Origin of the sequence: Pseudomonas tritici (assembly GCF_014268275.3) — a bacterium.
GTDB classification, from domain to species: domain Bacteria; phylum Pseudomonadota; class Gammaproteobacteria; order Pseudomonadales; family Pseudomonadaceae; genus Aquipseudomonas; species Aquipseudomonas tritici.
This window is the reverse complement of the sequence record NZ_CP077084.1, coordinates 5,687,910-5,705,972: the sequence shown is the minus strand read 5'-3', so window position 1 is coordinate 5,705,972 and position 18,063 is coordinate 5,687,910. Positions and strand designations below refer to the sequence as shown.

At 61.3% G+C, this 18,063-nt stretch carries 18 protein-coding genes; 11 read left to right on the top strand and 7 right to left on the bottom strand.

Features of this window, described 5'->3' with window-relative positions; translation table 11 throughout:
- Nucleotides 1–15: 15 nt before the first annotated feature.
- Together eat and exaC are read right to left on the bottom strand one after the other, a co-directional pair.
- Complete coding sequence (eat, locus tag HU722_RS26125) at nt 16–1,449, bottom strand: ethanolamine permease (RefSeq protein WP_049711357.1); 1,434 nt, start codon at nt 1,447–1,449, stop codon at nt 16–18.
- A gap of 218 nt (nt 1,450–1,667) precedes the next feature.
- Entirely contained in the window at nt 1,668–3,188 is a 1,521-nt protein-coding gene (gene exaC, locus HU722_RS26120; protein WP_065873693.1) for an acetaldehyde dehydrogenase ExaC, read from the bottom strand.
- A gap of 273 nt (nt 3,189–3,461) precedes the next feature.
- On the opposite strand from exaC, the gene HU722_RS26115 reads away from it, so the two are divergent.
- From HU722_RS26115 to HU722_RS26100, 4 genes are read left to right on the top strand one after another with little or no spacing between them, the layout of a single operon-like run.
- Nucleotides 3,462–5,369, top strand: a complete 1,908-nt coding sequence (locus tag HU722_RS26115; RefSeq protein WP_065891177.1) for a sigma-54-dependent Fis family transcriptional regulator — start codon at nt 3,462–3,464, stop codon at nt 5,367–5,369.
- Nucleotides 5,370–5,426: 57 nt separating this feature from the next.
- The gene (gene mpl, locus HU722_RS26110) at nt 5,427–6,776 is read left to right on the top strand and encodes a UDP-N-acetylmuramate:L-alanyl-gamma-D-glutamyl-meso-diaminopimelate ligase (RefSeq protein WP_065873691.1); all 1,350 of its coding nucleotides are present in this window, start codon (nt 5,427–5,429) and stop codon (nt 6,774–6,776) included.
- A complete protein-coding gene (gene ubiX / locus HU722_RS26105; protein ID WP_186753059.1) occupies nt 6,773–7,402 on the top strand; it encodes a flavin prenyltransferase UbiX in 630 nt (209 codons plus the stop codon). The genes mpl and ubiX overlap by 4 nt, the downstream gene beginning before the upstream one ends.
- On the top strand, nt 7,395–7,679 hold the full coding sequence (locus HU722_RS26100) for a YceK/YidQ family lipoprotein (RefSeq protein WP_065891175.1): 285 nt from the start codon (nt 7,395–7,397) through the stop codon (nt 7,677–7,679). Before ubiX ends, HU722_RS26100 begins: the two co-directional genes overlap by 8 nt.
- Before the next feature lie 289 nt (nt 7,680–7,968).
- Here the strand turns inward: HU722_RS26100 and HU722_RS26095 are convergent, their stop codons facing one another.
- From HU722_RS26095 to HU722_RS26085, 3 genes are all read right to left on the bottom strand, one after another.
- Complete coding sequence (locus HU722_RS26095) at nt 7,969–8,610, bottom strand: oxidoreductase (protein WP_049711362.1); 642 nt, start codon at nt 8,608–8,610, stop codon at nt 7,969–7,971.
- 29 nt (nt 8,611–8,639) lie between these two features.
- Nucleotides 8,640–10,358 (bottom strand): C13 family peptidase, encoded by a 1,719-nt coding sequence (locus HU722_RS26090; protein ID WP_065880417.1) that lies wholly within the window; start codon nt 10,356–10,358, stop codon nt 8,640–8,642.
- 104 nt (nt 10,359–10,462) lie between these two features.
- Nucleotides 10,463–10,918, bottom strand: coding sequence for a MaoC family dehydratase (locus HU722_RS26085; RefSeq protein WP_049711364.1), 456 nt, complete (start codon nt 10,916–10,918; stop codon nt 10,463–10,465).
- A 160-nt stretch (nt 10,919–11,078) separates the two neighbouring features.
- On the opposite strand from HU722_RS26085, the gene HU722_RS26080 reads away from it, so the two are divergent.
- From HU722_RS26080 to HU722_RS26070, 3 genes are read left to right on the top strand one after another with little or no spacing between them, the layout of a single operon-like run.
- Nucleotides 11,079–11,432 carry a CidA/LrgA family protein gene (locus HU722_RS26080; protein WP_065873688.1) on the top strand — a complete coding sequence of 118 codons (354 nt, stop codon included), beginning with the start codon at nt 11,079–11,081 and terminating at the stop codon, nt 11,430–11,432.
- Nucleotides 11,429–12,145: an LrgB family protein gene (locus tag HU722_RS26075; protein ID WP_065873687.1), complete on the top strand. Its 717-nt coding sequence runs from the start codon at nt 11,429–11,431 to the stop codon at nt 12,143–12,145. Before HU722_RS26080 ends, HU722_RS26075 begins: the two co-directional genes overlap by 4 nt.
- A 22-nt stretch (nt 12,146–12,167) precedes the next feature.
- Nucleotides 12,168–12,758, top strand: coding sequence for an LON peptidase substrate-binding domain-containing protein (locus HU722_RS26070; protein WP_065891174.1), 591 nt, complete (start codon nt 12,168–12,170; stop codon nt 12,756–12,758).
- On the opposite strand, the gene HU722_RS26065 is transcribed toward HU722_RS26070, so the two are convergent.
- Nucleotides 12,755–14,071 (bottom strand): bifunctional DedA family/phosphatase PAP2 family protein, encoded by a 1,317-nt coding sequence (locus HU722_RS26065; RefSeq protein WP_065873685.1) that lies wholly within the window; start codon nt 14,069–14,071, stop codon nt 12,755–12,757. The genes HU722_RS26070 and HU722_RS26065 overlap by 4 nt on opposite strands.
- 171 nt (nt 14,072–14,242) lie before the next feature.
- Nucleotides 14,243–14,929 (bottom strand): DNA-3-methyladenine glycosylase, encoded by a 687-nt coding sequence (locus HU722_RS26060; protein ID WP_065873735.1) that lies wholly within the window; start codon nt 14,927–14,929, stop codon nt 14,243–14,245.
- Between the two features lie 174 nt (nt 14,930–15,103).
- On the opposite strand from HU722_RS26060, the gene HU722_RS26055 reads away from it, so the two are divergent.
- The 4 genes from HU722_RS26055 (at nt 15,104) to rlmH (ending at nt 18,054) form a co-directional block, all read left to right on the top strand.
- Nucleotides 15,104–16,369: a glutamate-5-semialdehyde dehydrogenase gene (locus HU722_RS26055; RefSeq protein WP_065880415.1), complete on the top strand. Its 1,266-nt coding sequence runs from the start codon at nt 15,104–15,106 to the stop codon at nt 16,367–16,369.
- Entirely contained in the window at nt 16,369–17,013 is a 645-nt protein-coding gene (gene nadD / locus HU722_RS26050) for a nicotinate-nucleotide adenylyltransferase (RefSeq protein WP_049711370.1), read from the top strand. Before HU722_RS26055 ends, nadD begins: the two co-directional genes overlap by 1 nt.
- Nucleotides 17,014–17,082: 69 nt before the next feature.
- The gene (gene rsfS, locus HU722_RS26045; protein WP_003237041.1) at nt 17,083–17,577 is read left to right on the top strand and encodes a ribosome silencing factor; all 495 of its coding nucleotides are present in this window, start codon (nt 17,083–17,085) and stop codon (nt 17,575–17,577) included.
- 9 nt (nt 17,578–17,586) lie between these two features.
- A complete protein-coding gene (gene rlmH, locus HU722_RS26040) occupies nt 17,587–18,054 on the top strand; it encodes a 23S rRNA (pseudouridine(1915)-N(3))-methyltransferase RlmH (protein ID WP_003176297.1) in 468 nt (155 codons plus the stop codon).
- The last annotated feature ends 9 nt before the right edge of the window (nt 18,055–18,063 follow it).

Genomic DNA, 18,063 nt, shown 5'->3' with positions numbered 1-18,063 from the left:
CGAGGTTTACGGCATTTAGTGCAAGGCGGCCTCTGCGGCCTGGATCGCCGCGAATTCCTCTTCGGGCGTGCCTGCTACCAAGTGATGCCGGCTGTAGAAAGCAAAGTAAGCAATTAATACTCCATAGATGATCGCGGCGCCAATCACCACCCGTGGATCCACCAGAAAGCCCGCCACCACGGCCACGCAGGCCAGTACCAGCGCAACGCCTGACGTGAAGATGCCACCCGGCGTGCGGTACGGACGGTCCATTTTGGGGCGACGGATGCGCAGGGTGATGTGCGCGGCCATCATCAGCACGTAGGAAATCGTCGCGCCAAACACCGCCACCAGGATCAGCAAATCCCCCTGGCCGGTCAGCGACAGGCCAAAACCGATGATGCCGGGGATGACCAGCGCCAGCACCGGCGCCTTGCTTTTATTGGTCTGGGACAGTTTGCGTGGCAGGTAACCGGCGCGGGACAAGGCGAAGATCTGCCGCGAATAGGCGTAGATGATCGAGAAAAAGCTCGCAATCAGGCCGGCCAGGCCAACCAGGTTGACGAAGCTGCCCATCCAGGTGGAACCGCCGTAGGCCAAGGCCAGCGCTTCAACCAGCGGGTTGCCGGATTTGATCAGCGCGTAAGTGCCGGCGCCGCCCGGTGCGATCACTAGGATCAGCAGGGCAAAGCTGGTCAGCACCACGATGGCGCCGATCAGGCCGCGCGGCAGGTCGCGTTTGGGGTTTTTGGTTTCTTCGGCGGCCAGCGGCACGCCCTCGACCGCGAGGAAAAACCAGATGGCATAGGGGATTGCCGCCCACACACCCACATAGCCGAATGGCAGGAAGGTGCTGGCGCCTTTGGCTTCGGTGACCGGGATATCCAAAAGGTTGGCGACGTTGAAGTGCGGCACCATCGCCACCAGGAACACGCCCAGGGCAATCGCGGCGACGGCAGTAATCACAAACATCAGCTTCAGGGCTTCACCCACACCAAAAATATGGATGCCGATAAAGATGATGTAGAACGCCAGGTAAATCATCCAGCCGCCGATGCCGAACAGTGACTCGCAATACGCGCCGATAAACACCGCAATGGCGGCGGGGGCGATGGCGTATTCGATCAGGATCGCGGTGCCTGTGAGGAACCCGCCCCAAGGGCCAAAGGCACTGCGGGCAAAGCCGTAGCCACCGCCGGCGGTAGGGATCATCGAAGACAGCTCGGCCAGGGAGAAACACATGCACAGGTACATGGTGGCCATCAGCAAGGTGGCGAGGAACATCCCGCCCCAGCCACCCTGGGCCAGGCCGAAGTTCCAGCCGGCGTAGTCGCCGGAGATGACGTAGGCAACGCCGAGGCCGACCAGCAACACCCAGCCGGCGGCGCCTTTTTTAAGTTCGCGTTGTTGGAAGTAGTCGGTGCCGACTTTTTCGAAGTCGACGGAGGATCCAGTGGGTTCGCTAGGCATTGGAAAGTACCTTCCATTCTTATTGTTTTTAACTCGGCCTCTGTGTGCCGAATGAGGTAGCAGCTACTTGCGAAGTTCAAATGTGGGAGCTGGCTTGCCTGCGAAAGCGTTTTGTCAGTTAACACATACTTGGCTGACACACCGCTTTCGCAGGCAAGCCAGCTCCCACACTTGATCTCATTTCAAGTTGAGAGCGGGTCGCCTGCTAGGAGGCAACGTTAGAAGAAGCCAAGTGGATTAATGTCGTAACTCACCAGCAAGTTTTTAGTCTGCTGGTAATGATCCAACATCATCTTGTGCGTCTCACGCCCCACGCCGGACTTCTTGTAACCGCCGAAAGCCGCATGCGCCGGATACAGGTGGTAGCAGTTGGTCCACACGCGGCCCGCCTTGATCGCGCGGCCCATGCGGTAGGCGCGGTTGATGTCGCGGGTCCACACGCCGGCACCCAGGCCGAACTCGGTGTCGTTGGCAATCGCCAGGGCTTCGGCTTCGTCCTTGAAGGTGGTGATGCTCACCACCGGGCCGAAGATTTCTTCCTGGAACACGCGCATTTCGTTGGTGCCCTTGAGCAGGGTCGGCTGGATGTAATAGCCGCCCGCCATATCGCCTTCGAGCTTCTCGACTTTACCGCCAGTCAGCAGTTGTGCGCCTTCGCCCTTGGCGATTTCCAGGTAGGACAGGATCTTGTCGAATTGCTGCTCGGACGCCTGGGCGCCGACCATGGTGTCGGTGTCGAGCGGGTCGCCGCGTTTGATCTGCTCGACTTTCTTCATGACCACTTTCATGAAGTCGTCGTAGATCGACTCTTCCACCAGCGCGCGCGATGGGCAGGTACACACTTCGCCCTGGTTGAAGAACGCCAGCACCAGACCTTCAGCGGCCTTCTCAATAAAGGATGGCTCGGCTTTCATGATGTCGGCAAAGAAGATGTTCGGCGACTTGCCGCCCAGCTCAACAGTCGACGGAATGATGTTTTCCGCAGCACATTTCATGATGTGCGAGCCCACTGGCGTAGAGCCAGTGAAGGCAATCTTGGCAATGCGCTTGCTGGTGGCCAGGGCTTCGCCGGCTTCTTTACCGAAGCCGTGCACCACGTTCAGCACGCCCGGTGGCAGCAGGTCGCCGATCAATTCCATCAGCACGTTGATGCCCAGCGGCGTTTGCTCGGCAGGCTTGAGCACCACGCAGTTGCCGGCGGCCAAGGCCGGGGCGAGTTTCCACGCGGCCATCAGCAGCGGGAAGTTCCACGGGATGATCTGACCGACCACGCCCAGCGGCTCATGGAAGTGATAGGACGCGGTGTGTTCGTTGATCTCGGCGCTGCTGCCTTCCTGGGCGCGGATGCAGCCGGCGAAGTAGCGGAAGTGGTCGGCGGCCAGCGGGATGTCGGCGTTCAGGGTTTCACGCACGGCCTTGCCGTTGTCCCAGGTTTCGGTGATGGCCAGCAGTTCGAGGTTCTGTTCGATGCGGTCGGCGATTTTCAGCAGGACCAGCGAGCGGTCCTGGGCCGAGGTCTTGCCCCAGGCGTCGGCGGCAGCGTGGGCGGCGTCCAGTGCTTTATCGATGTCTTTGGCAGTGGAGCGCGGGAATTCGGCGATAGGCTTGCCGTTGACCGGCGAGGTGTTGGTGAAATAGTTGCCGTCGACCGGCGCAACAAATTCGCCACCGATGTAGTTGCCGTACTTGGCCTTGAACGAAACGACGGCGCCTTCAGTACCGGGGTGTGCATAACGCATGGTGGGTATCTCCTGGCTTTTATGTTTATTCGGAGTGCAGCGCAGCAAGCGCGTAATAAAGCGTAGAGCAAAGGTTGGGCCACCGCTTTGCACGCCAGGTAAATCAAAGGGTTGGGCATTCTTGCAAGGCGTTGCTGTAGCAGGGCTGATACAGGTGATGTGACAGTTTGTGCCACAAACGGTACAGCCTGTGACCGGTGGGTCGGCCCGGGATTGCAATGCCTGGATGGCTGGGGGATGCTGGGCGTTCTCACGCAGGGAGAATAATAAGAAATGCACAACGATCAATTCAGTCGCCATGCCCAACAAGTTTTGACCGTGGCGCATGGCCGCGACCCGTCCAGCGATCCTTCCATCGCTCGCTCCTGGCTGCGTTGCCTGGAGGACTACCACCTTGACCCTGCGCAAACCATTGCCCCCACTGTGCTCGAACACGGCCGCTTGCTGGAAAGCCGCGAACGCCTGCAGCAGGTGCTGCACATCGCCGGCAGCGAGATGAACAGCCTGCACCAGCAACTCTCCGGTGCCGGGCATGCGGTGTTACTGACTGACGCGCGCGGGGTGATCCTCAACTGCGTCACTGCGCCGTCGGAGCGCAAGATTTTCGAGCGCGCGGGGCTGTGGCTGGGCGCGGATTGGAGCGAAGCGTGCGAAGGCACGAATGGCATCGGCACCTGCCTGGTGGAGCGCCAGTCCCTGACCATTCATCGCGATGAGCATTTTCGTGGGCGCCACACCGGCCTGACCTGTTCGGCGAGCCCGGTGTTCGACCCCCATGGCGACCTGCTGGCGGTGCTGGATGTGTCGTCGGCACGGGAAGCGGTGTCGCGCCAGAGCCAGTTCCACACCATGGCACTGGTGAACCTGTCGGCGAAGATGATCGAGAGTTGTTACTTCCTGCGTCACTTTGAACACCACTGGCTGCTGCGCTTTCACCTGCAGGCGGAATCGGTTGGGTTGTTCAGCGAAGGCCTGCTGGCGTTCGATGGCGAAGGGCGGATTTGTGCGGTTAACCAGAGCGCGCTGAACCTGTTGGGGCAATTGCGTGGTCATTTGCTCGGGCAGCCGGTGGAGGCGTTTTTCGAGTGCTCCCTGGATCAGTTGCTCGGTCGCGCCAGTGCGAATGCCACCGCCAGTTGGCCGCTGCGTACCCGTGATGGCCGGCATTTGTTCGCGGCGTTGCGTGGCCAGGCGCGCAGTGCGCCCGCGCCCGTTACCCGGCCGGCCGTGGTGGAGCGGCCGCGCCTGCCCGGCATCTGCTTGGGTGATCCGGCGCTGCAACAGGATTTCTGCAAGGCGCTGCGCGTGTTCGAGCGCGATGTGCCGTTGCTGATCAATGGCGAAACCGGCTCCGGCAAAGAGGCCTTCGCCAAGGCTGTGCACTTGGCCAGCCAGCGTGCCGACAAAGCGTTTGTTGCGCTCAACTGTGCGGCGATTCCGGAAAGCCTGATTGAAAGCGAGCTGTTCGGCTATCGCGGCGGCAGCTTTACCGGCGCGCGCAAAGAGGGCATGCAAGGCAAGCTGCAGCAAGCCGACGGCGGCACGTTGTTCCTGGATGAAATCGGCGATATGCCCCTGGCGCTGCAAACCCGGCTATTAAGGGTGCTGGAGGATCGGCTGGTGGTGCCGCTCGGCGGTGAGCCCCTGGCGGTGAACGTCAGAATCATCAGCGCGACCCACCGCAATCTCCTGGAACGTGTGCAGGAAGGCAGTTTCCGCGAGGACTTGTACTACCGGCTCAATGGTCTGGAAGTTGGGTTGCCGCCTTTGCGCGAGCGCAGTGACACATCCCAGTTGCTCGATTTTCTGCTGGCGCAGGAAGCCAACGGTGAGGCCGTATCGCTCGACCCGGCGGCGCGTGGGGCGCTGCTGGCATTCGCCTGGCCAGGAAACGTGCGCCAACTGCGCACGGTATTGCGCACGTTGGTGGCGTTGTGCGACGAGGGGCGTGTCGGCCTTGAGGACTTGCCCGCGCAGATTCGCCAGGCCCGTCCCGTGGCAGCCGCGCAGGCCAAGCTTGTGGAATCGCCACTGGAAGACGCCGAACGCCTCGCACTGCTTACGGCGTTGCAGCAACAGCGCTGGCACATGACGCACACAGCGGAGCAGTTGGGTGTGAGCCGCAACACGCTGTATAGAAAGCTGCGCCGGCACGGCATCGCGCGCCACGCCCTCAGCTAAAAGGTGCGATTTTCGCCCCCCTGCGCTAACCTGCCTCGATGTTTTACGAGGTCGACTATGCACATTCATATTCTCGGTATTTGCGGCACGTTCATGGGCTCGATGGCAGTACTGGCCAAAGAGCTGGGCCATCACGTGACAGGCTCCGATGCCAACGTTTACCCGCCCATGAGCACGCAACTCGAGGCCCAGGGCATCGAGCTGACCCAAGGCTACGACCCGTCGCAATTCGACCCGGTCCCGGACCTGGTGGTGATCGGTAACGCCATGTCCCGTGGCAACCCGGCGGTCGAATACGTACTCAATAAAGGTTTGCCCTATGTGTCTGGCCCGCAATGGCTGGCGGACCATGTGCTGCAAGGCCGTTGGGTGCTCGCGGTTGCCGGCACCCACGGCAAAACCACCACCAGCAGCATGCTGGCCTGGGTGCTGGAGCATGCGGGCATGAGCCCGGGGTTCCTGATCGGCGGCGTGCCGCAGAACTTCTCGGTGTCGGCGCGCCTGGGCGATACGCCGTTCTTCGTGATCGAGGCGGATGAATACGACAGCGCCTTCTTCGACAAGCGCTCCAAGTTCGTTCACTACCGCCCGCGCACGGCGATCCTGAACAACCTGGAGTTCGATCACGCGGACATCTTCCCCGATCTGCTAGCCATCGAGCGTCAGTTCCACCATTTGGTGCGCACCATTCCGAGCGAAGGCCTGGTGATCCACCCGACCACCGAACCGGCGTTGCAGCGCGTGATCGACATGGGCTGCTGGACCCCGGTGCAAACCACTGGCGTGGGCGGGCAATGGCAGGTCAAGCTGCTCAGCGAAGACGGTTCCCGATTTGAAGTGCTGTTCGACGGCGAAGCCCAGGGCATTGTCGATTGGGACATGACCGGCCAGCACAACGTCGCCAACGCCTTGGTTACCCTGGCTGCCGCGCGGCATGTGGGCGTGGTGCCTTCCATGGGCATTGCCGCGTTGAGTGCTTTCAAAAGCGTGAAGCGCCGTATGGAAAAAGTCGCCGACGTGAATGGCATTACCATCTACGACGACTTTGCCCACCACCCAACGGCCATTGCTACTACGTTGGACGGCCTGCGCAAGCGTGTCGGTGATGCGCCGATCATTGCGATTATCGAGCCGCGTTCCAATTCCATGAAGCTCGGCGCGCACCGCGATGGCCTGCCGGAAAGCGTCAACGATGCCGACGAGGCCGTCTGGTACGCGCCGGCCAATCTCGGCTGGGACCTGCCGGCGATTGCCGCGCTGTGCACGGTGCCCTCCACCGTGTGTGATTCCATCGAAGGCATCATTGAGCACGTCAAGCAACAGGCCAAACCCGGCACGCATGTGGTGGTCATGAGCAACGGCGGCTTCGGTGGCCTGCACGGTAAGCTGGCCGAGGCGCTGAAATGAGCGGGCCGGAACGCGTCACCCTGGCGATGACCGGTGCGTCCGGCGCGCCCTATGGTTTGCGCCTGCTGGATTGCCTGGTGCGCGAAGACCGTGAGGTGCACTTCCTGATCTCCAAGGCCGCGCAGTTGGTGATGGCCACCGAGACCGACGTGGCGCTGCCACCCAAGGTGCAGATGATGCAGGCCTTCCTCACCGAGTACACCGGTGCGGCGGCGGGGCAGATCAAGGTTTACGGTAAAGAGGACTGGATGTCGCCCGTGGCCTCCGGCTCGGGTGCGCCGGCGGCCATGGTGGTGGTGCCGTGTTCCACGGGCACCTTGTCGGCAATCGCCACGGGTGCCTGCAACAACTTGATTGAACGCGCGGCAGACGTGACGTTGAAAGAGCGCCGGCAGTTGATCCTGGTGCCCCGTGAAGCGCCGTATTCGAGCATCCACCTGGAGCACATGCTCAAGTTGTCGAACATAGGCGTGGCGATTTTGCCGGCCTCGCCCGGTTTTTATCACCAGCCGCAGACCATCGATGACTTGGTGGATTTTGTGGTGGCGCGGATTCTCAACCTGCTGAATATCCCTCAAGACATGCTGCCACGTTGGGGTGAGCATCATTTGAGCAGTGATGAATAAGGCGCTGCTGATCTTGCTGGCGTTGCAACTCACGGGCTGCGCCACTGCCCGCACGCTGGATGCGGCAAAGCCAGGCGCGCCGGTGGTGTATGCCGGTACGCGCCTGGATCTGTATGCGATGAATGGAGGTTGTTGCGCCAAGGATAGGTTTGGTGCAGAGGCGCCGAGCTACCCCGGTGTGGATCTGCCGGCGAGTGCGTTGCTCGATACGCTGTTGTTGCCGCTGTCGGTGTTGACGGTGTTGGGTGTTGGCTTCAATGCCACAGGCGGCCTATGAGGTGTATTGCTTGTGATGGCCTCATCGCAGGCAAGCCAGCTCCCACATTTAGAACTGTTTGAACCCGATCAAATGTGGGCGCGGGCTTGCCCGCGATGAGCATAAGTATCTATACATCTTCAAAGTGAAATTGCGTAGCAGCTGTCGAGCCCTGGCGAGGCTGCGTCAGCGGTGTGTCAGACAGCCCGCAAACGCAGCCTCGCCGGGGCTCGACAGCTGCTACGCAGAGGGCTCCCTCAAGATGTGTAGATACCTATGCCGCGATGAGGCCCTTGTGTTCACCACAGAACTACTTGCCCAGCTTGCGCAACTCATCCGACTCCACCACTCGCACCCCATCCTGCTCTTCCAGCGCCAGGCGCCACATGGCGCGGGCCAGTTCGCACACTTCAATGCCGCGGTATTTGCCCGGAATCAGTCGCGACAACGGTCCGGCCAGTTGTTCGGCCAAGCGCGGCTCCAGCCTTTCCCCGAGTAACAGCGAAGGGCGCACGATGGTCAGTTGTGGCCAATCCTGGGCCTTCAGCGCCTCTTCCATTTCACCTTTGACGCGGTTGTAGAAGATCGAAGATTTCGGGTCGGCGCCAATCGCGCTGATCACGATCAGGTGCCGCGCGCCCAGTTCCCTCGCGCGTTTGGCGAAAGCCACGACCATGTCCAGGTCGACCGCGCGGAAGGCGGCTTCGGAGCCCGCTTGTTTGATGGTGGTGCCCAGGCAGCAGAAGGCGATATCCACCTGGCCGCTCAGTTGCGGCAGGAACACCGCCGGGTCGCCCACCGGGTTTTCCAGGTGCGGGTGTTCGGCCAGTGGCTTGCGGGTGGGTGCCAGCACGCGGGTCACGGTGGGTTCGTTGAGCAGGCGGTCGAGCAGGTGTTCGCCGGTGAGGCCAGAGGCGCCAGCGAGCAAGATATGCTGCGGAGTCAGGTACATGGTGTTTCCCCCTTGTTACACGTTACAGCTTAGTTGCCTTTGGCTTCCTTGCTATTCATTGAGACGCTTTCGAGCGCCTTTCGTGCCTGCTGCTTACGTAATAATTGCCAATGGGCGATGACGCCCTTGGGAGCCCAGATCTGCGGTTCGGAGGCTTCGAAGCTGTCCGCCTGCTCGCGCTCGGCCACATGCAGTTGCGCCAGCTTGAAGGCTTGCTGCAGGTCGTCGGTCTGGTTGAAGGCTTGGGCGAAGAGGGCGTCGCCGAAGTAGGTGAAGTCGGCTTCCTCGGAACAACCGAAGGACACACGGTCGGCCCGCGAGGCGGTCATGATCAGCGTGCGCTCATCTTTCAGTGCCGGGATGAAGCCGCCGGAGTAGCAGGCGGAAATCACCACGATCTTGTCGCGGTTCTTCAACGGCGCCATCACGGCGGCCAGTTCATCGGCAGGCAGGTCCGCCAGCTCCATGCGCGGTTGGTCCAGCACCAGTTCGTGTTCGTGGGTGCCGTGGCTGGTCATGTAGATAAACACCAAGTCTTCCGGCCCGGTGCGTTCGGCCAGGGTTTGCACGGCGCGACGCAGGCTTTCGCGGGTGGCCAGTGGGCGGTCGGCGATGTGGTCGCGGTGATTGACCAGGCGAATCTGCCCACGCGCGCCGAAACGCGTTGCGAGCAGGTTGCTGACGTAATCGGCCTCGCGCAGGAACACGCTCTGTTTGCCGTCACCGGCCACAGCCAGGGTGTACAGCTCCACGGCGGGCGTGGAGGCGGGCACTTCGGCGAGGGCGGTATCCAGCAGGCGGCCCTGGGCCAGCACACCGATTTCCAGTGGGTCGGGCAATAATTTGCCGTCGGCATCACGCACGCGCATGCCATTGACCCACGTGCCGGCCTGTACGGTGCCATCGGTGAGGACGAGGGTGCCTTTGCCTTGATAGCTGTCGCTGTCGAAGCCGCCGATATAGAAGCTGCCGTCGGTGAGGTTCAGGCGCCCTTCACCGGTAAAGCGCCAGTCGCTGAACTGACCCACATAGTGGCTGCCATCGACGCCAATCAATTCGCCCTTGCCGCTGAGCGCACCTTCCTTGAACTGGCCGATCCACACGTCGCCGTCGGCGTTCTCATAGCGGCCCTTGCCGTTGAGCTGGTTCTGTTTGAACTGGCCGACATAGATGTCGCCGTCGGCGCTGTTGAACGTGCCGTTGCCTTCCAGTTGGCCATCGACGAAATGGCCGCTGAACTGGTTGCCACTGTCATCGTTGCGCTGGCCTTCGCCATTCGGCTTGCCGTGGGCAAACTGGCCCTGGTACTGGCTGCCGTCGGCCAGTTCCAGGCGACCGAGGCCGGAATACTGGTCGTCCTTGAATTCACCGCGATAGGTCATCTGCCCCTCTTTGAGGGTGCCTTCGCCGTTGCGTCGCCCGTTTTTGAAACCGCCCACATAGTGGCTGCCCGCCGTGGTCAGGCTGCCCTGGCCGTCGAACAGACCCTGTTTGAACTGACCTTTATAGACTTCGCCATTGCTGCCATGCCATTCGCCCTGGCCGTGCCATTGACCTTTGTCGAACTGGCCGGCGTACCAGCTGCCATTGGGGTAGTCCACACGGCCCTGGCCTTGCAGCAAACCATTGACCACATCGCCCCGATAGCGGCCGCCGTCGGGCAGGCGCGCATCGGGCGGCAACAGCGATTCGCCGTCTCCGCAAGCGGTGAGCAACAGGGCAAGGGCAAGGGGAGCGAGTGGGCGCATAGCGGGATCCGGGTAATTGAACGCCGAGTATGCCGCAGCCGCGAGTTTCATACATAAATTTACATACACTGTGGTGAGGTTTTACCCCCCACCACAGGCAAGGCTTACACGAAGCAGAGTGACAGCGACTCGGCAATGTAGGCGGGTTTTTCCTGGCCTTCGATTTCCAGGGTGGCCGTGGCCTTGAACAGCCATTGGCCAGGCTTTTTCTCGGTGACGTCGGTCAGGGTCACGTTCAGGCGCACCTTGGAATTAACCTTCACCGGCTGGATAAAGCGCACGCTGTCCAGGCCATAGTTGACTGCCATCTTCAGGCCTTCAGGCATGATCAGGATGTCTTCCATCAGCTTGGGCATCAGCGACAACGACAGGAAACCGTGGGCGATGGTGCTGCCGAACGGTGTTTGCGCGGCCTTGACCGGGTCGACGTGGATGAACTGATGATCGCCAGTGGCCTCTGCGAACAGGTTGATGCGCGCCTGGTCGATGGTGAGCCATTCGGAACGTCCCAGTTCCTTGCCGACATAATCGTTGAGCTGCGCTACGGGTACATAGGGCATTGCGTCTCTCCTTGGTTCATCGGTTTTTATCAGTAGGCGAACTTCAATGTAGATCATCATGGGCAACAGGTCGGGTCAACCCACCATGCTTTTGGCGAATGCCTGAGCATACGGCGGGCATGCTTATAATGCCGATACGTTTTGAGGGGGGAGAAAACGGATGCTGTTACGCGGTCTGACATGGCTGGTGCTGTTTCAATTGATCGGCACGGCACTCAATCATTTGCTGCTGCCGGTACTGCCGGGGCCGATCATCGGCCTGTTGCTGATGCTGGGTTACCTGGTGTGGCGCGGCGAAGTCGGCGAGCCCCTGAGCCTGGCGGCCAGCAGCCTGTTGCGTTACCTGCCGTTACTGCTGGTGCCGCCGGCGGTGGGGGTAATGGTGTATGCCAAGGACATTGCCGCTGATTTCTGGGCGATTGTCGGCGCGCTGGTATTGTCGCTGGTGACCGCCATGGCGTTTGTCGGCGTGCTGATGCAGCAGATGGTCAAGCGCAAGGAGAAGGACCAATGACCTTCGACTGGCAGGGCGCGTGGACGGCGGTGATTCATCACCCCTTGTTCGGCATTGGCATTACCCTCGGTGCCTATCAACTGGTGTTGGCAGGGTTCGAGAAAACCCGTTGGGTCTTCCTGCAACCGGTGCTGGTCTCCATGCTGTTGGTGATCGGCGTGTTGCTCTCCTGTGGCCTGAGCTACGCCGAATACCGCAAGAGCACCGAGATCATGGGCATCCTGCTCGGCCCGGCGACGGTGGCGCTGGCCGTGCCGCTGTATTTGAACCTGCGACGGATTCGCCAATTGTTCTGGCCGATTTTTACTACGCTGGTGGTAGGCGGGGTGTTGGCCACCGGCCTGTGTGTGCTGCTGGGCTGGTGGTTTGGCGCCGAGCACATGATGTTGATGACCATGGCGCCCAAGTCGGTGACCTCGCCGATTGCCATGCTGGTGGCCGAGCAGATCGGCGGCGTGGCGGCGTTGGCGGCGGTGTTTGTGCTGATCACCGGGGTGGTGGGGGCGATGGTCGGCCCGTCACTGCTTTCACGCTTGGGCGTGTACAGCCCCGAAGCGCGTGGCATGGCCCTGGGCATGACTGCCCACGCCGTCGGCACTTCGGTGGCCCTGCAGGAAAGCGAAGAGTGCGGCGCCTTTGCGGCGCTGGCCATGAGTCTGATGGGCGTAGCCACGGCGGTGTTCCTGCCGCTGGCTGTGTCGGTGATCGTTTAAATCGGGTTTAAGGAAACCTTTTATGAGTCTGGCGCTGTTCCCGCTCAATACCGTGCTGTTCCCTGGCTGCACCCTCGACCTGCAACTGTTCGAGGCGCGCTACTTGGACATGATCAGCCGCTGCATGAAAAAGGGCGAAAGCTTCGGCGTGGTGTGCGTCCTCGACGGCAGGGAAGTGGGCATGGCGCCGGACGGCTACGCGCTGATCGGCTGTGAAGCGCTGATTCGCGACTTCAAGCAGCAGGACAACGGCCTGCTGGGGATTCGAGTCGAAGGCGGCCGCAGGTTCCGCGTACGGGATGCGGGCGTGCAGAGGGACCAATTGCTGGTGGCCGACGTGCAATGGCTCGAAGAACTGCCAGACCAACCGCTGGAAGAAGAGGACGCCGACCTGCTGGCGCTGCTGCAGGCGTTGGCCGAGCACCCCTTGGTTGCTTCGCTGGACATGGATGCGCACGCCGAGGGGCAGCAAGCCTTGGGCAATCAGTTGGCGTATCTGCTGCCCTTCACCGACGCCGACAAGATCGACCTGCTGCAACTCGACGACCCGCAGCAGCGCCTGGATGCGATCCAGATGCTGCTCGATGAGTTGCAGGGTGAGCTGTTCACTTAATAGGCGTAGCGCAGCAGAGCATGCGGCGTGCCGGTGAGTGCGATGAAACTCAGCACCGCAATCAGCGCCGGCAACAGCAGCCACCAGGTTTTTTGTGACATGGCGGGCAGCGGGCTTCGGTACTCGCTGATGGCCAGGCTGAACGCACACACCGTCATCGCCAGCAGTGTGCCGGCCAGGATGTCCGTGGGCCAATGGGCGCCGAGGTAGACCCGCGACAGCGCAATAAATGCAGCCGGAATACAGCCGAGCAGCATCCAGGTCAGGCGCAGCCGTGTGGGTTGCCCGCGACCGGCCAGGATCGCCAGGGCCAGGAAAAACGCGAACGCGCCGGACGCATGGCCGCTGGGCATGCTGAAGCTGGTCAAAGGGTCTGTCAGGATTTCTGGCCGTCCGCGAGCGAAAAACAGCTTGGTCCCGGTGTTGATCACCGCCGCTCCGGCCAGCGTTACGCCGACAAACACCGCATGGCGCCATTGGCGTGCCAATAGCAGCAGGCCGGTGAACACGGCGCTGGCGAAAAACATCTTCTTGAATTCACCCAGTTGGGTGATGCGCACCATCACTTCATCCAGCCAAGGGCTGCGATGCTCCTGCACCAGGGCGGTCAGGCCATGGTCGAAGTTGTCCAGAGAGTGGTAGCCGATAAACAGCGCGATCAACAGCACCAGGCTGGCGCAACCAATCCACAAGGTAGCGCGACGATGGCCGCGCAAGCTGCTGTTCAAGCTCAGCCCGATCAGTACGGCCAGGCATCCTGCGACCACTGCGGCCTCGGGCCAGAACCCCTCGGGCAGAGGCAAGCGGAAGGCGGCGCCGGTCGCCCATCCCGGCAGCAGATAGGCCACCGACCAGCCCGCTGCCGCCACGATGCTCACCACCGCAAAGCGCGGAAATGGCATGTCGCACATGCCCGCCACCATCGGCAGCATAGGGCGCAATGGGCCGATGAAGCGTCCGACCAGCAGGCTGGCAATGCCGTACTTGTGGAAGTAGGTTTCAGCGCCGTTCATCCATTCAGGGTGGTGACGCAAGCCGGGCAAGCGCCGGATGTTCTGGTGGAAATGTCGACCCAGAAAGTAGGAAACCCCGTCACCGAGCAGACCGCCCAGGAAACCCAGCAGCAAGGTTTCACTCAGGGACAGCGCGCCGCTGCCGGCGAGTGCGGCAATAGCAAACAACAATACCGTGCCAGGCACGATCAGCCCGGCGATGGCCAGACACTCCACGCAGGCGACGATAAACACCGCCACCGCCAGCCATTCGGGGTTGAGGGTCAACCAGCCGGTAATGCTATCGAGCCATTGGCCCATACAATCCACTCCATCTATGTAATCCATAACCCCAAACACTAGAGATCAAACTGTGGGAGCTGGCTTGCCTGCGATGACGGTGTTTAGGCAAACATTTCAGTTGCCTGATCCGCCGCTATCGCAGGCAAGCCAGCTCCCACATGGGATCTGCTGTGCTGCCGGTTTTTGTGTTCAATCAATCAAAAAATAATCGCGACCTTCGACCTGGCCCCGGCGCAGCGGGTTCCGTGTGCAATAAGGCGCATAGCCGGCATCCACAAAGCGGTACATCAAGTGTTCATCACGGCCGCTGGGAATGCCCAGGCGGGTGGTTTGGATGATCTGAGTCGGCGCCTGGCCCACATCCTCGACGTAGAGCAACTCCTGATCGAAGCGCTTGGCATCCCACATCGGCACTTTCAGCCCCAAGGCTTTACACAGTAAGGTCTGGCCAGCGCACAGCTTTTGAGCGGCGCGCGGGCTGCCGTCGGCATTCGGGTTGTTCAACAGCATCTGCGCCAGGCTTTCAGGGCCGGACAACGCGTCGACCCACGGATACGCCGATTTGATCAACACGGCATTGCCCGGTCCATGAGCGCTGAAGTTCAGGGAATCGCCACCACGGGCGTAGTACATGTAGATATGACCACCATCCAGAAACAATGCCTTACGCTTTTCTGTGTAGCCCAATGAAGCGTGACTGCCTTTTTCGGCCACGTAATAGGCTTCGGTTTCAATAATTCGTGCCGAAAGCCAGGTTTCGCCGACACGATGGCGGATGACTTTTCCGAGCAATGCTTGCGCAAGAATTTGCGCATCGCGGTCGAAGAAGCTGTCGGGCAGGGGGCTGGCGGGGAGTAGGGGTGATGAGCTGGGCATGGCAGTCAGGGTAAATACGGCTAAATGTGACGGAATCATAACAACTCCCACCTTAATTACCGCTGAACCCCAGATTTTTACAGTTCATTTCGACCATCCGCCCCTCACCGCTGTCAGTCGGGCGGCGTCACAGCTATAATCTGCCGCTTTCCTCCCTGCCAAGACTCCCTGACCATGACTGAGTCCGTTCTTGACTACATGACCCGCCTGGGTCGCGCTGCCCGTCAGGCCTCGCGGTTGATCGCCCGTGCGAGCACTGCGCAGAAGAACCGTGCCCTGTTGGCTGCCGCCGACGCTCTGGATGCTTCGCGCTCCGAGCTCGCCACTGCCAACGAACTGGACCTGGCCAACGGCCGCGCCAATGGCCTGGAGCCAGCCCTGCTGGACCGCCTGGCGCTGACCCCGGCACGTATCGACGACATGATCGAAGGTTTGCGTCAGGTGGCCAAGCTGCCTGACCCCATCGGCGAAATCCGCGACATGCGTTACCTGCCGTCCGGCATCCAGGTCGGCAAGATGCGCGTGCCGCTGGGCGTGATCGGCATCATTTATGAGTCGCGTCCGAACGTGACCATCGACGCCGCGAGCCTGTGCCTCAAGTCCGGCAACGCCACCATCCTGCGTGGCGGTTCCGAGGCGATCAATTCCAACCGTGCCATTGCAGCGTGCATTCAGCAGGGCTTGGCCGTGGCCGAGTTGCCTGCCGAAGTGGTGCAAGTGGTGGAAACCACCGACCGTGCCGCCGTGGGCGCGCTGATCACCATGCCGGAATTTGTCGACGTGATCGTGCCACGTGGTGGCAAAAGCCTGATCGAGCGCGTCAGCCGCGATGCCAAGGTGCCAGTCATCAAGCACCTGGACGGCGTGTGCCACGTGTACATCGACATCGCCGCCGACATCGACAAGGCGATCCGCATCGCCGACAACGCCAAGACTCACCGCTACGCCCCGTGCAACACCATGGAAACCCTGCTGGTGCACGTCGGCATTGCCGAGCGCGTGCTGCCGCCGCTGGCTGCCATCTACCGCGACAAGGGCGTGGAACTGCGTGGTTGTGTGCGTACCCGTGCGCTGTTGGGCGCGGACGTGATCGAAGCGACCGAGCTGGATTGGTACACCGAATACACGGCGCCGATCCTGTCGATCAAGATCGTTGATGACCTGGATGAGGCCATCGAGCACATCAACACCTACGGCTCCAAGCACACCGACGCCATTGTTTCCGAGCATTTCAGCGATGCCCGGCGTTTCCTCAACGAAGTGGATTCCGCCTCGGTAATGATCAACGCCTCGACGCGTTTTGCAGACGGCTTCGAGTATGGCCTGGGGGCGGAGATCGGTATTTCCACTGATAAGCTGCATGCCCGTGGCCCGGTTGGGCTGGAAGGCCTGACCAGCGAGAAGTACGTGGTGTTCGGCGACGGTCATGTGCGCACTTGATGGCTAAACGCATCGGGCTGCTCGGCGGTACCTTCGACCCCGTGCACATCGGCCATTTGCGCAGCGCCCTGGAAGTCGCGGATGCGCTCGCGCTGGACGAGCTGCGGGTGATGCCCAACGCCCGGCCTCCGCATCGCGATACGCCGCAGGTGTCGCCGCAGCAGCGCCTGGAAATGGTGCGCCTGGCCGTGGAAGGTATCTCGCCGTTGGTGGTGGACGACCATGAGCTCAAGCGCGATAAACCGTCCTACACTGTTGACACCCTGGAGCTGATGCGCGCCGAGTTGGCCGCGGATGACCAGTTGTTTCTGCTTTTGGGCTGGGACGCTTTTTGCGGCCTGCCCTCTTGGCATCGCTGGGAGGAACTCCTCCAGCATTGCCACATCCTGGTTTTGCAACGCCCGGATGCCGACAGCGAACCGCCGGATGCCTTGCGCAACCTGCTGGCCGCGCGGTCGGTAAGTGACCCCTTGGCCCTGACCGGGCCGAACGGGAATATTGCATTCGTCTGGCAGACCCCGCTTGCGGTGTCCGCCACCCAGATCCGTCAACTGCTGGCCAGCGGTAAGTCGGTACGTTTCCTGGTGCCTGACGCGGTCCTGGCCTACATCGATGCGCACGGGCTTTACCGTGCGTCGAACTGAAAAGGCGCGCTTGAACGTACGCACAGTCGTACAGCGAGCGCCCGTATATACGAGCAAAACGAGTTTTATATGACGAACAAAGACGTAAGCAAAGTTAAGCGCAAAGGCACCTTCAAAAGCGCCCCGCTGCCAGTAGAAGCCCACGTTGGCCCTGAGCTGGCTGGCGAAGAGCTGGTAAAAGTCGCCGTGGCGGCCCTGGAAGACGTCAAGGCCCAGGACATCCAAGTGCTGGACGTGCGCGACAAGCAGAGCATCACCGACTACATGATCATCGCCACCGGTACCTCCAACCGCCAGATCGGCGCGATGCTGGACAAGGTTCGCGAAGCCGTCAAAGCACAAGGCGTCAAGCCGCTGGGTGAAGAAGGCAAGGGCGACAGCGACTGGGTGCTGTTGGACATGGACGACGTGATCGTACACATGATGACCTCCAACGCTCGCCAGTTCTACGACCTGGAACGTCTGTGGAAAGGCGCCGAGCAGAGCCGTGCCGCCGATGGCAAGCACCACAGCCCGGAAGTGGGCCACGCGCACTTCGACAAGCTGAACAAAGACCAGGAATAAGGAACGGCTGTGCGCCTGCGTCTGATCGCTGTCGGTTCACGCATGCCCAAGTGGGTGGAAGAAGGCTGGCACGAGTATGCCAAGCGTCTGCCCGCTGAGCTGTCGCTTGAACTGGTGGAAATACCGCTGAATACCCGGGGCAAGAATGCCGACGTGGCGCGCTTTATCCGTCAGGAAGGCGAAGCCATGTTGGCCAAGGTCGGCCCCAACGAGCGCATCGTCACCCTCGAAGTGCACGGCAAACCCTGGAGCACCGAGCAATTGGCGGTGGAACTGGATCGCTGGCGCCTGGATTCGCGTACGGTCAACTTCATGGTGGGCGGCCCCGAAGGGCTGGCGCCGGAAGTCTGTGCGCGGGCGGACCAGCGTTGGTCGTTGTCAGCGCTGACGCTGCCGCACCCGTTGGTAAGAATCCTGATCGGTGAACAGCTGTATCGCGCCTGGACAGTTCTGTCCGGGCACCCTTATCACAAATAATCTGCGCCT

Bases quoted from the DNA above. Each gene is read 5' to 3' on its own strand.
- HU722_RS26075 (WP_065873687.1), top strand. From the start codon at position 11,429: ATGACCTTCGACTGGCAGGGCGCGTGGACGGCGGTGATTCATCACCCC.
- HU722_RS26115 (WP_065891177.1), top strand. From the start codon at position 3,462: ATGCACAACGATCAATTCAGTCGCCATGCCCAACAAGTTTTGACCGTG.
- HU722_RS26070 (WP_065891174.1), top strand. From the start codon at position 12,168: ATGAGTCTGGCGCTGTTCCCGCTCAATACCGTGCTGTTCCCTGGCTGC.
- HU722_RS26100 (WP_065891175.1), top strand. From the start codon at position 7,395: ATGAATAAGGCGCTGCTGATCTTGCTGGCGTTGCAACTCACGGGCTGC.
- nadD (WP_049711370.1), top strand. From the start codon at position 16,369: ATGGCTAAACGCATCGGGCTGCTCGGCGGTACCTTCGACCCCGTGCAC.
- eat (WP_049711357.1), bottom strand. From the start codon at position 1,449: ATGCCTAGCGAACCCACTGGATCCTCCGTCGACTTCGAAAAAGTCGGC.
- rsfS (WP_003237041.1), top strand. From the start codon at position 17,083: ATGACGAACAAAGACGTAAGCAAAGTTAAGCGCAAAGGCACCTTCAAA.
- exaC (WP_065873693.1), bottom strand. From the start codon at position 3,188: ATGCGTTATGCACACCCCGGTACTGAAGGCGCCGTCGTTTCGTTCAAG.
- HU722_RS26090 (WP_065880417.1), bottom strand. From the start codon at position 10,358: ATGCGCCCACTCGCTCCCCTTGCCCTTGCCCTGTTGCTCACCGCTTGC.
- HU722_RS26055 (WP_065880415.1), top strand. From the start codon at position 15,104: ATGACTGAGTCCGTTCTTGACTACATGACCCGCCTGGGTCGCGCTGCC.
- HU722_RS26060 (WP_065873735.1), bottom strand. From the start codon at position 14,929: ATGCCCAGCTCATCACCCCTACTCCCCGCCAGCCCCCTGCCCGACAGC.
- HU722_RS26085 (WP_049711364.1), bottom strand. From the start codon at position 10,918: ATGCCCTATGTACCCGTAGCGCAGCTCAACGATTATGTCGGCAAGGAA.
- HU722_RS26095 (WP_049711362.1), bottom strand. From the start codon at position 8,610: ATGTACCTGACTCCGCAGCATATCTTGCTCGCTGGCGCCTCTGGCCTC.
- ubiX (WP_186753059.1), top strand. From the start codon at position 6,773: ATGAGCGGGCCGGAACGCGTCACCCTGGCGATGACCGGTGCGTCCGGC.
- mpl (WP_065873691.1), top strand. From the start codon at position 5,427: ATGCACATTCATATTCTCGGTATTTGCGGCACGTTCATGGGCTCGATG.
- HU722_RS26065 (WP_065873685.1), bottom strand. From the start codon at position 14,071: ATGGGCCAATGGCTCGATAGCATTACCGGCTGGTTGACCCTCAACCCC.
- HU722_RS26080 (WP_065873688.1), top strand. From the start codon at position 11,079: ATGCTGTTACGCGGTCTGACATGGCTGGTGCTGTTTCAATTGATCGGC.